General features: G+C 69.1%; 16 protein-coding genes and 1 pseudogene. 8 read left to right on the top strand and 9 right to left on the bottom strand.

Annotated elements, in window-relative coordinates; genetic code table 11:
• Positions 1-78 precede the first annotated feature (78 nt).
• Both V6U79_RS25715 and V6U79_RS25710 read left to right on the top strand, forming a co-directional pair.
• The gene (locus V6U79_RS25715; protein ID WP_334616108.1) at positions 79-1,641 is read left to right on the top strand and encodes a DEAD/DEAH box helicase; all 1,563 of its coding nucleotides are present in this window, start codon (positions 79-81) and stop codon (positions 1,639-1,641) included.
• A complete protein-coding gene (locus tag V6U79_RS25710; RefSeq protein ID WP_334616106.1) occupies positions 1,641-2,297 on the top strand; it encodes a hypothetical protein in 657 nt (218 codons plus the stop codon). The genes V6U79_RS25715 and V6U79_RS25710 overlap by 1 nt, the downstream gene beginning before the upstream one ends.
• 114 nt (positions 2,298-2,411) lie before the next feature.
• Here V6U79_RS25710 and V6U79_RS25705 read toward each other — a convergent pair whose 3' ends face one another.
• From V6U79_RS25705 to V6U79_RS25680, 6 genes are all read right to left on the bottom strand, one after another.
• Complete coding sequence (locus V6U79_RS25705) at positions 2,412-2,924, bottom strand: hypothetical protein (protein ID WP_334616104.1); 513 nt, start codon at positions 2,922-2,924, stop codon at positions 2,412-2,414.
• Between the two features lie 505 nt (positions 2,925-3,429).
• On the bottom strand, positions 3,430-4,023 hold the full coding sequence (locus V6U79_RS25700) for a hypothetical protein (protein WP_334616102.1): 594 nt from the start codon (positions 4,021-4,023) through the stop codon (positions 3,430-3,432).
• A 5-nt stretch (positions 4,024-4,028) separates the two neighbouring features.
• The gene (locus V6U79_RS25695; RefSeq protein ID WP_334616100.1) at positions 4,029-4,787 is read right to left on the bottom strand and encodes an EndoU domain-containing protein; all 759 of its coding nucleotides are present in this window, start codon (positions 4,785-4,787) and stop codon (positions 4,029-4,031) included.
• Between the two features lie 7 nt (positions 4,788-4,794).
• Positions 4,795-5,496: a WXG100 family type VII secretion target gene (locus V6U79_RS25690; protein WP_334616099.1), complete on the bottom strand. Its 702-nt coding sequence runs from the start codon at positions 5,494-5,496 to the stop codon at positions 4,795-4,797.
• A gap of 10 nt (positions 5,497-5,506) precedes the next feature.
• Positions 5,507-5,827, bottom strand: coding sequence for a hypothetical protein (locus tag V6U79_RS25685; protein WP_334616098.1), 321 nt, complete (start codon positions 5,825-5,827; stop codon positions 5,507-5,509).
• An 8-nt stretch (positions 5,828-5,835) separates the two neighbouring features.
• Positions 5,836-6,270, bottom strand: coding sequence for a YbaB/EbfC family nucleoid-associated protein (locus V6U79_RS25680; protein WP_334616096.1), 435 nt, complete (start codon positions 6,268-6,270; stop codon positions 5,836-5,838).
• A 188-nt stretch (positions 6,271-6,458) separates the two neighbouring features.
• Between V6U79_RS25680 and V6U79_RS25675 the strand changes: the two genes are divergently transcribed.
• The 3 genes from V6U79_RS25675 (at position 6,459) to V6U79_RS25665 (ending at position 8,409) form a co-directional block, all read left to right on the top strand.
• Positions 6,459-6,962 carry a hypothetical protein gene (locus V6U79_RS25675; RefSeq protein ID WP_334616095.1) on the top strand — a complete coding sequence of 168 codons (504 nt, stop codon included), beginning with the start codon at positions 6,459-6,461 and terminating at the stop codon, positions 6,960-6,962.
• A gap of 68 nt (positions 6,963-7,030) precedes the next feature.
• Complete coding sequence (locus tag V6U79_RS25670; protein WP_334616094.1) at positions 7,031-7,954, top strand: ParA family protein; 924 nt, start codon at positions 7,031-7,033, stop codon at positions 7,952-7,954.
• A gap of 8 nt (positions 7,955-7,962) precedes the next feature.
• Positions 7,963-8,409, top strand: a complete 447-nt coding sequence (locus V6U79_RS25665) for a hypothetical protein (RefSeq protein ID WP_334616093.1) — start codon at positions 7,963-7,965, stop codon at positions 8,407-8,409.
• A 13-nt stretch (positions 8,410-8,422) separates the two neighbouring features.
• On the opposite strand, the gene V6U79_RS25660 is transcribed toward V6U79_RS25665, so the two are convergent.
• The 3 genes from V6U79_RS25660 to V6U79_RS25650 form a co-directional block, all read right to left on the bottom strand.
• Entirely contained in the window at positions 8,423-10,552 is a 2,130-nt protein-coding gene (locus tag V6U79_RS25660; RefSeq protein WP_334616092.1) for a HelD family protein, read from the bottom strand.
• Positions 10,456-10,761, bottom strand: coding sequence for a DUF397 domain-containing protein (locus V6U79_RS25655; RefSeq protein ID WP_442933822.1), 306 nt, complete (start codon positions 10,759-10,761; stop codon positions 10,456-10,458). The genes V6U79_RS25660 and V6U79_RS25655 overlap by 97 nt, the downstream gene beginning before the upstream one ends.
• A gap of 321 nt (positions 10,762-11,082) precedes the next feature.
• Positions 11,083-11,535 carry a hypothetical protein gene (locus V6U79_RS25650; protein WP_334616091.1) on the bottom strand — a complete coding sequence of 151 codons (453 nt, stop codon included), beginning with the start codon at positions 11,533-11,535 and terminating at the stop codon, positions 11,083-11,085.
• 59 nt (positions 11,536-11,594) lie between these two features.
• Here V6U79_RS25650 and V6U79_RS25645 point away from each other — a divergent pair.
• From V6U79_RS25645 to V6U79_RS25635, 3 genes and pseudogenes are all read left to right on the top strand, one after another.
• Positions 11,595-11,827: pseudogene (locus V6U79_RS25645) on the top strand (hypothetical protein); the annotation flags it as partial.
• 143 nt (positions 11,828-11,970) lie between these two features.
• The gene (locus V6U79_RS25640; RefSeq protein ID WP_334616090.1) at positions 11,971-12,393 is read left to right on the top strand and encodes a DUF2267 domain-containing protein; all 423 of its coding nucleotides are present in this window, start codon (positions 11,971-11,973) and stop codon (positions 12,391-12,393) included.
• Between the two features lie 81 nt (positions 12,394-12,474).
• Entirely contained in the window at positions 12,475-12,867 is a 393-nt protein-coding gene (locus tag V6U79_RS25635) for a DUF2267 domain-containing protein (protein WP_334616088.1), read from the top strand.
• Positions 12,868-13,133 lie beyond the last annotated feature (266 nt).

Here is a 13,133-nt window from a genome sequence, read left to right as displayed (position 1 = left end):
GCTGGACGACGGCTTGGCGACCACGGGAGTGATGAACTGTTGACGAGAGGGCAACGGGTGCAGCGGGAGCGAACGTGGTTGGCGCTGTGGCAGCTACTGGCGGAGCGGCCCGGCCAACACAAGCGGCAGCTGGTGACGGGGCTGCAGCGCATGGGCCTGCTCGACGTGAGTACGACGGACGTCAACCGGCTGTTGTACGCCAGCCAGGAGACCTTCGCTCATGACGGCGGCACTCCTCGGATCTGGCGCCTCACCGATCAAGCGCCGCATTACCGCCTGACGCTTTCGACTACTGCAGCGGCGCCAAGCCCGCGGTGCTACGTCGGCAAGGCTCCTCGTGCCTGGCAGGCCGAGGCGTTCGCCGAGTGGCAGGCCGGCGGCCGACGTGGCGTCGTGGAGGCCGTCACTGGGACGGGCAAAACCACCGTTGGGGTCCTTGCAGCAGCAGCGGCGGTGGACGCCGGTGAGAAGGTGCTGGTGCTCGTGCCTGGGCGGGAACTGCTCGACCAGTGGTACGAGGTGTTGCGCCGTGACCTTCGGGTCACTCGTGTCGGACGATTCGGTGACGGCCACAAGGACTCGTTCGACGACCACCCCGTGCTAGTAGCCATCGTGCACTCCGCACGCAGGCACCAGATGCTGCGGCCGGGATCGGCTGGACTGCTCATAGCCGATGAGGTGCACCGGTACGGGGCCAAGACGTTTGCCATGGCCCTCGAGCCAGAGTTCGGTGCCCGACTGGGGCTGACGGCGACGTATGCGCGTGAAGACGACGGTCTGCAGGAGTTCCTTGAGCCCTACTTCGGCGACGTGGTCATGGGCTGCAGCTACCAGCGTGGTCTGGCCGACGAGATCCTTGCGCCTTTTCGCGTGGGCTTCCTCGGCACCGAACTCACCCCGGATGAACGCGAGCAGTACGATTTTTACGACGAGCGGGCCAGGGCCCTACGTGGTCGGCTGATCCTCGATTACGGCTGCCCCGGCGAGCCGTTCGGTGAGTTCATGGCCCACGTCAATGAGCTGAGTCAAGGGGGCCACGGAAACGCCAGTGCTACGGCGGACGCCCGGCGGTACCTGCATGCGTTCAGTAAGCGGCGTCAGTTGTTGGCAGACTGTGGCCGCAAGCAGGAAGCTCTCGCGTCCCTGGCACCGGTCCTGGCGGTTGCCAACCAAGGGCTGGTGTTCGGCGAGACCACGGCCAGCGCCGAAGAAGCGGCGGCAGTGCTCTGCCGCAACGGCGTCCCCGCCCTGGATTTCACCAGTGCCCTGCGCCACAAGGATCGCAAGCATCGGCTTGCGGCCTTCAAACACGGGCAGGTGAAGGTGTTGACTGCCCCGCGGGTCCTGGACGAGGGGGTTGATGTCCCGCAGGCAGAGGTCGGTGTGATCATGGCGGGGAGCCGGAGTAAACGCCAGATGATCCAGCGTATGGGCCGGGTGATCCGGCCTAAGGTCGACCGCCGTCCGGCAACCTTCTTCGTCCTCTACGCCAAGGGCACCTCAGAGGATCCGGCGATGGGCGCACACGAAGACTTTCGCGAGCAGCTAATCGGCGTCGCCCAGGACGTGAGGGATTTCCCCGTCCGCACGAAACTGGTGGATCTCCTAAGGTGGTATCGCGAGGGCAGGTTCATGAGCTGATGCTCATCCAGGGAGAGGCTTCAACCGACTGGTCCGACCTCCTCTATTGGGTCGTGCTGCAACTGTGGATGACCGACCAGGAGGAGAGCCTGGACGACGAGCAGGCGGCCCTCGCCACCATCGGGCTCGTGGCGCTGCGCAGCGGTCTCGACCGCCGGACCGAGCCGGACGGCGAACTCGTCGAGCAGTTCGAAGAGCTACGGCAGGCGTACGTGGAGTGGAGCGACTGGCTCGCGGGGGTGCCGGTGGAGACGGTCCAGCGGTACGCGGCAGGCCTGGGCGGATACACCTTCGGTGTACTGTTCGGGCAGACCGACTTTGTGGCCGAGCTGGGCTGGATCCTGGGGCGCTCGGCGTTGCACGACGCGGTGGGCCGGCTCACCGGTGCCGGCTCGACAGTGGTTCCGTCGTCCGCGTCAGCGGTGGCCGGACACCCGTCAGGCGGTCATCGCCGCCCTCGACGCCCTGCGCGGGCGTGGTGCTGCGGACCCGGCACCCGGCCTTCGCCGACGCGGTACGCCGGGCCCAGCGGCGGCGTCCCCGCATCGCTCCCGGCAGCGGGCAACTCGGCGACGACTGCGGCCGCTGCTCGCGCACCCTCGTCCGGTTCGAGGTGGGACGGCGTGGTCAGCCCACCGTCGGCTACGGCTGCCTAATCTGCGACAACCCGAGGAACCGGCAGAGCCGGGGCCGTGCCGGTCAGGAGCGGCAGCTCGCCTGGGGACATCTCTGAGGCCGCGCCGTGCCGAGGCCGGGCGCGGCCGACGCCATCAGGCGAGAGGGCTGAAGCCGCGACCGTCCAGGAGGTTGATCAGGTGATCGTCCCGGGTCACCTCGAGCTGACGCGCGCGCAGCTCGGCCACCAGCTCCGCCTCCCGGGCCACCGGGATCTCGGCGTACGGGCCGTTGAAGACGGTGTTCGCCGCACCGGCGTAGCGGGCCAGCAGGTCACTGGGCAGCAGCTCGAGCGCCCGGGCGGTCACCATCGGCGGCCAGTCGCCCTCCCGCACCGACGGGACGTCGTTGAGGTCGAAGGCGGCGTCGTCGGACGGCGAGCGGGCCTCGTCGTCCTCGTCGCCGTCGCGTACCGGGTTGCCGATGTGGCGGGTGTCCAGCCGTCGCGCCTCACCCCAGGTGCGCGCCGCAGCGATCGCCTCGATCTCCGCCGCCTCCTCGGCGGCGGTGTCGGCGTCAGCGAAGGCGAGGCAGTCGTGCAACTGAGCGTGCCCGTAGACGAGCCGGCGGGTTGGTGTGGGAACGGCATCGGGGTCAGGGGAGATCATGAGCGGCATTCTGCCACCCAGATGATCTTCCTCGTTGCAGGGAGGACGGTCGGAGAGCGCACATCTGGGTGGAGCAATGGGACCCGTTGCGTCGCCACTCAGCGAGCCGGCAAGAACATAGACCGCCGAGCGCCGAGTGGTGGAGGTCGCCGACCTTCTGGTACGTGGACGCGTAGACGTTGCCGTTCCGGTCCATCACGAAGATCGCTCGGCGGTCGCCACTGAGGATGGTGCCCGCGCCGGACGTGTCGTAGGGCCGCCCGTCCTTCGCACTGCGCAGGCTCCCGTTGTCGAGGAAGACCTGGCCCGGTGAGCTCGCCGCATACGCAGATCGGTAGCCGGTTGATTGCGGCTCAGGCCGCTTCATCCGTCCGGTCACGTCGTTCAGTCTCGCGGTCATCACGGCAAGTCATCAGCCGGCACAACCCCCGGTGGGTCAGGCCGGAAACACCGTGAGATCCACACTTCCGAAGCGCCGACTGCCCACTCACCCTCGACCTTGGGATCAGGCGGCCCAGACCGGGTGTGCGGCGGTCAGCGCGGCGGCCTGGTACGGCGTAAGCGGTGAACTGTCGGCGACGACCTCAAGTTGCCACTTCTCCCGTAGGGAGGTCCACAGCTTGGAGGTCAGGCCGGAGTGCATCTTGAGTTCGTCCGTGCCGTCGGCCACCCGCAGCACGTACAACCACGTCGCTCCGTCCGGGGCGCCGTCGAAGGGGTCCCGCCAGGCGCGATGCAGGCTGTGACCCCGGCGCCGCGGGGCTTCGGTGGACAGGAACGTGTCCGCCCGGGTCGGGTCGGGGGCGTTCGCGGGGCCGGTCGGGCTGAACCGGTACGGCGGTGGGGGCACCTCGGCGATGACCGGCACGTTGAGCAGGGCGGGGTCGTCGGGGTCGCCGAGGAAGGAACGGATCAGGTCCCGTTCCTCGGGGCTGATGGCGACGACCTCGTACGCCAGGTTGAGCAGGAGTGTCGCGTCGGCCAGGTCCCACTCACCCGCGGCGTACTGATCGCGTAGGGCACCCAGGGTGTCGTCGGACAGCCGGCCCGCGAGCCGTGCGCACATGTCGGTGACCGCCGCGTAGGTCTTCTCGTCCATGGCGCTCATTTCTTCCTGTAGTCGCCGAGCACTGTTGTGGTGACGTTCCCCTGAGCGTCCTGGACCACTCTAATGATCTTGTTGCCCTTCGGACCTTCCCACGTCCAACTGCCGTCACCACCCACATCGGGGTGACTGTAACGGGGCGGGTTGCCTATCGGCACGCCCTTCGGAGCGGGGTTCGGCGCGGTCGGGTTGGTGATGACGCCCGGGTCGTCGGGGTCGGTCGGGAAGGCGGTGCGCACCTCGCCGCCGGCGAGCACGATCGTCTTGACCTCGACACCGTCGACCACGCCTCTGTAGTCGTATGCCCACGCCGGATTGCCGTCGGCGTCCTGGGTCAGGTACGGGCCCTTCGCCGGCGGGCCTTGCTGTGTCACCTGGTGCGTCGCATCGAGGATCCTCGCCTCGTCCCAGTCCTTGGGGAACTCGGTCTTCTTCGAGAAGCCGGTGCCCGCGAGGTGGCCACCCTGCCGGCCGCCGTCGCCCTCGATGATGTGCTTTCTCGACGTCGCACTGTGGTGGATGTCGCCCGCCGCGGGCGGCGCGGTCGGTGGGGTGGTCCTGCCGGGCACCGTCGGCGTGGTGGGGCTGTTGGATCCCTGGCCGGTACCCCCGGGGCGGCCCGACTGCGCGGCCTGGGCAATGGCCTGGTGCGCGCTCGAGATGCCGTTGCTCGCGTCGATGCCGCCATGGCTCCTCGATGGCCCCCCGGTGGTGCCGTCACCACCGTCCGCGCCGCCGGGCGTCTTTGGTTTCGCCATGAACGCCTTATCCGTTGATGAGCCGGGAGAGGTTGGTCAGGCTGGTGACCAGTGCGGTGACGTAGGTGAGGATGCGCGCGGCCCATTTGACGACGGCCGCCGCGATCTGCGCGGCGATCACCGGGATCGTGACGACGAAGATGGCCTCGACCGCCCAGACGACCACCCGTGCCACCAGGTCGGCGATGAGGTCGCACACGATGTCGCGGGTGAAGGCCACCAGGCGCCCGGCAGCCTGGGTGGCCACCGCCATCGCGGTGGAAACCGCCCCGAGCCCGCTCATGGCCTCGACGTTGTGGCCCATCAACCCCTGGTACGCCTCGGCGGCCTGCCCCTGCCAGTCGGGCAGGTCCCCGTCGAGACGCGACCGCAGGTCGGCGGCCATGCGCTGCAGTTCGCCGGCCATGTTGTCCCAGGTGGCGGCGTGCGAGGCCACCACGTCGGGCATTCCGGTGAGGTCGTCGAGGATCTGCCGCAGCGGCTCGAAGTACTCCATCGCCCAGCCCAGCCCGTTGGCCAGCAGCGCGCTGAACGGGTCGATCACGGTGGCCACGACGTCGAGCCCGAACGCGGCGCCGGCGAGCAGATCGTCGACCCAGCCCTCACTCCTGATCGCGTCGACCAGACCCTCGAAGCCGTCGGCGAGGGAGGAGCCCGTCCAGACCTCCCGGGTCGACGTCACGTCGGCGACGAGTGACGCGTCGGTCATCGCGCCGTCCTCACCCGTCCAACCGGCTTCCCGCTCTGCTGATCAGGGTGGCGGCATCGTCGTCGACCGAGTTGTAGCTCTCGGCCGTCCGGCGAAGTCCCTCGACAGCCAGCTGCAGGTTCTCCTCGACGTAGGCGATCAGCTCGTCCTGCCGGACGTGCTTGCTCTCGAGGACCCCGGAGATCCAGCCGCACAGCAGCCCGTACTCCGCGTCGTCCTGCCTGACCTGCGCGCTGGCGGCCTTGACCACCCCAAAGCGCGCCTTCAGCGCCTCGATGTGGTGAGCGTGCGTGCGGATCTGCTCCGCGTCGACCGCGAATCCGTCGCCCATCAGCCTGATCACCAGCTTCGGTCGGTGTCGGTGCTGTCCGCGACCGGATCCGGGCCGCGGAACTGATGCCCGACTCGTTCGGCGATCGCGCGCGCTGCCGTCGACTCGGTCCCCATGGTCTCCGCGATGATCTCCTGCGACCGGGCGGCCAGGTTCACCTTCGCCTCACGAATCGTGTCCATGATCGTCCTCGCGACGACATCAGGTGCAACCCGCTGGATCTGCCGGCCCAGCCGCAGGTCTACCAGCGCACCAGCGGAATCGATGGTGACCTCGACCAGCCCGTTGCTGTCGACCGCGGTCACCCGCAGTTGCTGAAGGCGGTCGCTCATGGCCTTGGTGTCGGCCGCCGCCTTGTCGATCCGCCCCTTCCAGGCCGCCAGTCGGTCCATGGCACCGTCCGGGTCCAGCAAACCGCCACCGCCCGCAACGCCGGCGTCCATGATCCCTCCCCGCGAGGATCGTGGATGGCGGAGCTTAGCAAGGGCGAGCCGCCGAGGCGTTCCCGTAGCCTATGAGGACTGTCGCCCATAATCCGCTATGGACAAGTCCCACGGGTGCGGGTATCTCCGACGGTTGACCGGATGGGATCTCACAGGTCCGGGCGGTGGAGGAGTGCAGCGCGCCTGCCATGGCGCTCGATGAGAAGAGCTGTCAGGGGTGGGGTTTGCGGTACGAGATCCACTTCGAGAGGGAACTGCCCGCGGAGGCTCTGCGTCGCTTCCTTCATCAGGAGTACGGCATCGCTCCGGATTCCCTCTACGTCGGGCGGATCCGGGACCGAGCGGTGGATGATGCCCGACCGGCCGCCATGCTGACGCCGCCCGACGAGGATGAGGGCTTCGGCTCGATCCTCAGCGGTGACACCGAGCTCGCAGACGCCACGGGTCTGACCGAGCGCGATCTCGCCGTCGCCCTGGCCCGCACCTTCGCGGTGCGGGCCCTGGTCGACGACGGCAGCCTCTTTCCCGGCCATTGGCTGCTGGTCAGCGCGGACGGAAGCAGCGGGCGGGTCACCATCGACGAGGACGCGGCGACCGACGGGGACCTCCGCATCGTCCACGCGTGGGAGCCCATCAGTGGTGAGCCGCAGTTGGCCGTGGTGCCACCACCGGACTGGGCGCGGGACTGGTAGCTCGCAGGCGAGCGGCGGTGCGATAGCCCGGTGGGAATCGTGGCGGAGCGCGTGGCATGCTGCTGCCCATGCGTCAGCCCGGGAGCGTGGTCTCCGTCATCAACTACAAGGGCGGCGTAGGCAAGACGACGTTGACGGCGAACATCGGGGCGGAGCTGGCGACGCGCGGCCTCACCGTACTCCTGATCGACCTGGACCCGCAGGCGAGCCTGACGTTCTCCTTCTACCAGCCGCATCAATGGGAGCAGGAACTCGCCGACGAGCGCACCATCCTCCAGTGGTTCGGCGACGTGCTCGGCAACGGCGGCTCCCAGCCGCTTGATCCGTACGTGGTGACCCCGCCCGCCGTGAACGACGTGATCGCCCGCAGCGGCTCGGGCCGGCTCGACCTGGTCCCGTCGCACCTCATGCTGGTCGACGCCGACCTGGATTTCGCCTACCAGTTGGGCGGCTCCCGGTTTCAGCACGGAAGTCCGCGCTATCTGCCGCTGCACCGAGCGCTGGCCGACGCGCTCGACGGAAAGGCCTTCCAGGCGTACGACGCCATCCTGATCGACTGCCCGCCCAACTTCACGATGGTCACCCGGACCGGGATCGTCGCCAGCGATCACGTCCTGATCCCGGCCAAGGCGGATTACCTTTCCACGCTCGGCATCGACTATCTCCGCAAGAAGCTCTCCGAACTGGTGCGGGACTACAACCGGGTCGCGGGCGGCGTCGTTCCGCAGATCAATCCCACCATTCTCGGTGTGGTTCTCACGATGATCCAGTACGCCGGCACCGGGCCGATCATCGCCCAGCGCAACTTTATCGACCAGCCCAGCAGCGTCGAGCTGCCGGTGTTCCGGCAGATGATCCGGGACAACAAGACCCTCTTCGCCCCCGCCGGCGAGCACGGAATACCCGCCGTCCTCCTGCCGAACGCGAACCCCACCGTCCAGTACGAGCTGCAGCAGCTCGCCAGCGAGTTTCTCGCCCGGATCCGGAACTAGGAGCACCCGTGACCAGCCCAGCCGACCTCAGCCACGCCGTACTTGTGCGGGTGGCGGAGTTCCTCCGTACCCTTCCGGCGGACCAACTGGCCGCGCTGGCCGACGGGTCCGCCCGGCTTCAGCTCGCGGCGACCGGCGCGACGTCCGATCGGCCGGCGCGGCCGTCGGTGGCGCCCGAGAGCAGGGGTACGGCGAAGGCCGCGGCGGCGCCGGCGGTGGAGCCGGAGAGGGTCCGCGCTGATCTGGCCGCGATCGACGACCGGGCGGCCGCCGGGCGCTACCTTGACGACCTGCGGATGACCGTGCCGCAGCTCAAGGGGCTCGCCAAGAACCTCGGCATCGCCGTGCCGAGCCGGGCGACCAAGGCCGACGTGCGGCGCGACATCGTGCAGTGGACGGTCGGGCGCCGGCTCGACTCCTCGGCGATCAGCAGGCCGGCGCCGACGCGCGGCTGATCGCAGAGCCGGGTCAGTCCGTCGCGTCCAGCACTCGGCGTACCTCGTCAAGGACCGCACCCCACGACGCGCGCGGCGCCGCGCCGCGCACCTGGCCGGCGAGATGGTCGGCGAGCCGGCGGAGCGCTCGGTCGGTGAACAGTGCTGGCCCCTCGTCCGCAGCCGGTGGCCTCCGCTGCGGCGGCACGGTCAACGGCAGCGGATCGGCGACACAGACGATGTCCAGATATGCCGTGGTACGGGTCAAGGCCACGTAGAGCAGCCGGTGCCCGCGATCGTCCTCGGCCACGATCTGTTCCGGCTCGACCACGACTACTGCGTCGAACTCCAGCCCTTTCGCCTCCTGCGGACTCACCAGGTTGACCGAGCCGCCCAGCTCACCGCGTTGCGCGCTGCTCCAGCCGACGCCGTTGTCAGCCAGCGCCGCCTCCACCTCGCGGCGACAGCGTGCCGGGCAGACGATCCCGACGAAGGCACCCTTGTCGACGTGAGCGGCGGCCAAAGCGACCACCCGCCCGGCCCGCTCGGTCAGCGAAACCCGGTGGATCTCGGGCTCGGCCGGACCCGTCCGCACCACCTCCGGAGGCGTCACGCCGGCAGCGGCCACCGGCAGCACCCGGGCGGCGAGCCGGTACGCCTGTGCGGGCACCCGGTAGCCGTACCGCAGCGGGGCGATCACCACGGGATGGACCGCAGGCAGGTGATCGGTCACCTCGGCCCAGTCATCACGGGCCCACGAGCCGGTGGACTGAGCGAGATCACCCACCAGGGTGAGTGAGCCGCCCGCGCAGCGGCGGCCGATGACCCGCAGCTGCATCGGGGACAGGTCCTGTGCCTCGTCGATCACCACGTGCGCGTACTGGCGTTTCGGACCGTCGATGAGCTGTTCCAGCTCGTCGAGGAGCGGCAGGTCCGCTGCGGACCACACCTCCTCGGAGAGCCGGTCCGCGCCCTGGCGGTGCAACTGGCCGACCTCCTCAACGGTGAACTCCGTGCCGGCCGCGGCGCTCAGCCGCGCCCGCGAGCCGAACAGGTCGCGCAGGAACGCCGCCGCCGACTGCTGCGGCCACAGCCGCTCGACGAGATTCGCCACCGCCGGCGTCCCGGCCGTTTCGACGCCGGCGCGCTGACCTACCAGGTGACTCACCCGGTCTGAGAAGAGGCGCCGCTGCTGGGAGTACGGCAGCTTGGCCGCGCTCGCCACCGCCATCGCCTCGGCCAGTTCCGTCCCGGGCACGGTGACGAACCGCCCGCCCAGCAGGAGCCGTTCGGCCGGCTCGGACACACCCACCCGGCTGCGCAGTGCGCGGGAGAGCAGGCCGGCCATCCGTGCCTCGCCCTTGAGCCGGCTCACCTTGGCCGGCTCGGTCCGGCCCCGGCGCACGTCGGGTGCCAGTCGGGCGATGTCACGCATCAACACCTCGGCGTCGCCCAGATCGGGCAGCACCCGGCCGATGTAGCGCATGAAGGTCGGGTTCGGTCCGACCACCAGCACGTCCTCCGGTACGAGGTCGGGGTTGTTGAAGAGCAGCCAGGAGACGCGGTGCAGGGCGACCGCTGTCTTGCCGGTGCCCGGCCCGCCCTCGATCACCAGCACCTGCTCCATCGGCGCCCGGATCAGCTCGAACTGGGCCGCCTGGATCGTCGCCACGATGTCGCGCATCTCGCCGGTACGCGCCCGGGCCAGTTCGTCGAGCAGGCGCTGGTCAGGCCCGTCGATCGCGGCCGCCAGCTGGGCGAAGAGCACGTCGGTGAAGTCCTGGATCGTGTTGCCGTCGCACTGGTAGCTGCGCTTGCGTACCAGGCCCCGACGGTCGACATGGGTCGCCTCGAAGTAGGGTGCGGCCGCCGGCGCCTGCCAGTTCGCGATCAGCACCTCGCTGCGATCGTTGAGCACCACGTGCCGGCCGATGTAGAGCACATCGTCCGACTCGTCGTCGGTCCGGCCGAACGCCACCGCCTCGTCGTTGTCGCCGAGGATTTCGCCGGCCTTCTCGGCGTACCGCTTCAGGTGCAGGGCGGCGCCGGGATGCGCCGCCGCCGCGATCACCTCGGCCAGCCCGTCCCGTCGGCGGACCCGATGCCGGGCCGCCGCGTCGAAGAAGGTCTGCTCGCTGGCGATCTCCGGCGAATTGCTGCCCACGTATGCTCCTGACTCCGGCGGAACCGCCACACCCTAACCGGACCGGCAGCTTGACGAACGTGGCGATCGCCACGACAGCCACGACTGGTCGGTGAGTGAGCAACCTGTGCGGCGGCGGTGAAGGCGGACCATGCCCGCGGTGCGAAGGTCAGCGCCGGGTCGTCCGGGTCCTTGGAGTCGGGTACGCGACGATGAGGGGAAGGTCGCAGGCGACCTCGGCTCGTCGTAGCAAGATGCCGCCGCGAGCTGCGACTGCGTCGGAGCCGACACCGGCCCCTGCGGCGCCGAACGCCAGCGGCCTCAGATGGATCCCGTTGCTACGGCCGATGGAGGTGTCTTCATGCCCAGGACGGAGGTCATCTGGGCGGCGACGCCTCGGGTGCGTCCCGCGTGCGGATGAAGATGTGCTCCAGGTGGACATCAGCCAGTAGGGCAGATTTGTCCTGAGTGAGGACAGCCGTGGGAACACGTGGACGATGGCGCCGACCGCTCCAGCAGCCAGGCATTCCTCCGGAATAGCTGCCTTGAGCTCACGCACGTCGTACCGTTCCAACGGTCATCCCTGCTTCGGCGGGAACGAGATCGTGAACATGAGCGGCACGGACGCGTCGTCCTCGAGCAACCAGCCGAATCTTCTGCGACCTGCTGATGCCCGGGGCCGGCGCTGCCTGCTCCGCGCCGACCACGACGGCCCCTGCACCCGCCGTTGTTCGCCAGCTAGGCAACCCGGGAAGTCCCGACACGCTCGTGTTGTCAGCGGCGCAGAACATCCTCGCGGGGAACTCACCGCTGGACCGCCAGGAACTTACGATCTTTGCGGTGATGGCGCTGGCGGCCGAGTTGAAATCGCCGTCCTCGACACTTGCCTCAAGAGTGCTGGGATCGATCATGAGGATCCGATTGAACCTATCTTCGAACCCGAACTCGTATCGGACCTCGCTCGTGCCGGCTTCGATCCGCCGTGCAGCCACCATCATTCCCATGGCACCAACCTCCGAAGTTCGAGTAGTCCGCGTACGTCGGACCTGCGCGGACCCGAGGCATGAGCGAGCGGTACGTCATCCACCTGACGATCGTCGCCGCCGCGCAGCGCCTGGCCCGGGTGGTCGGCCGGCGGTTGCTGGTGCTGCCGCAGACCGGACCCGGCGGAGACCACCGTCTCTGCCGAAGACGACCAGAACGTACGCCATCGGGTCTCAACCTGCTGATGCCGGCGGCCGGCGCTGCCTGCTCCGCGTTGCAGTTGACGATTCGCCCGATCGGGATGAGGCAGGGTCACCCCCCGTCCCGGAAGGCTGTCGAGGTACCACTTCGCTGCGCGACAACCAGGCGAGGATCACGAACCGAACTGCAGCACATTGGGGTCAGAGGCTCGTAACTGGCGGTTCGACGGCGATCAGGCCGGAGAGGGGAATCAGGTGGAATACGAGGACTTCATCAATGCAGTGGCCACGCGGGCTAAGGTGTCGACCGATCAGGCGGCGACACTCACCCGCGCGACGTTGGAGACATTGGGAGACCGGATCAGCGCCGGCAAGGCTGACGACCTTGCCTATCAGCTTCCCGAGGGGCTTGACGACCTCCTGCGCAAACCGCCACCGCTTCAGGGCAGAACGGAACACGCGAAGTCGTTCGGGTTCGAGGAGTTCGTGCGGCGGGTGGCGGACCGCCACACCGTCGACCGCTCCCTCGCCGGTGTCGGGGTCGGCGCGGTGCTCACCACGCTACGTGAGGCTGTTTCCCGTGACGACTTCGAGAACGCGATGGCCCAGCTTCCGAAGGAGTTCCGCCAGGTGGTCGAACCGGTGGGTGCCGCTGGCGGGCGGCGCCCCGGCTCGTAGCGCGCACAGCTGAGGCAGAAGCCGCGGGTACGACGCTGCCAACTGAACTGGGACGCGACGCACGGTCCGGAAGGAGAACGCGTGAACCACGCCGAGTTTCTGGAAGCGGTGGGCAAGCGGGCGGGAATCCCGGCGGCGGAGGCGGCGAACGCCATCCGAGCCACGCTCACGACGCTGGGGGAAGGAATCAGTGGCGGCGAGGCCCGCCACCTGGCCACCCAACTCCCTGAGGAGTTTCGGGGCTACCTGTACAAGGAGGTGGACTTCGCCGAGCAGCTCGATCTCGCGGAGTTCCTCAACGAGGTACAGGCGCGCGCGGGAGTGGATGACCAGCGGGCCGCCGAGAGCGCCCGCGCGGTAATGACGACCCTGCGCGAGGCGGTGAACGCCGAAGAACTTCAGACCCTGGAAGCCGAGCTGTCGAAGGACATCCGGCGGCTGCTTCATCCGGTGGGTCGCGGAGTCGGCGCCTGACCCGGGACGTTCGCACTCGGCAGCCGGCATCACGGAAGTGTCGTCGGCCTCGACTTCAATCCGGAGATCGGCTCGCCCCGCGCCGACGCGCAGGCGTCGCTGCGCCGGGCCGACGAGGTGCTCGACGCCCTCGCCCCGGCCCGCTGACACCTCCGGTCGGCGCTCACCCGGCCGGGTCGGCTGCCGCGTCCGCCGCCGACCATGCCGACCAGCCGGTCACCCGGATCGCGACCACCGGCCCGGCCGGTGGCCGCTGCACGTACTGT

Source organism: Micromonospora psammae, from assembly GCF_036902725.1.
GTDB lineage: Bacteria > Actinomycetota > Actinomycetes > Mycobacteriales > Micromonosporaceae > Micromonospora.
This window is presented reverse-complemented; position numbering and strand designations above follow the sequence as displayed.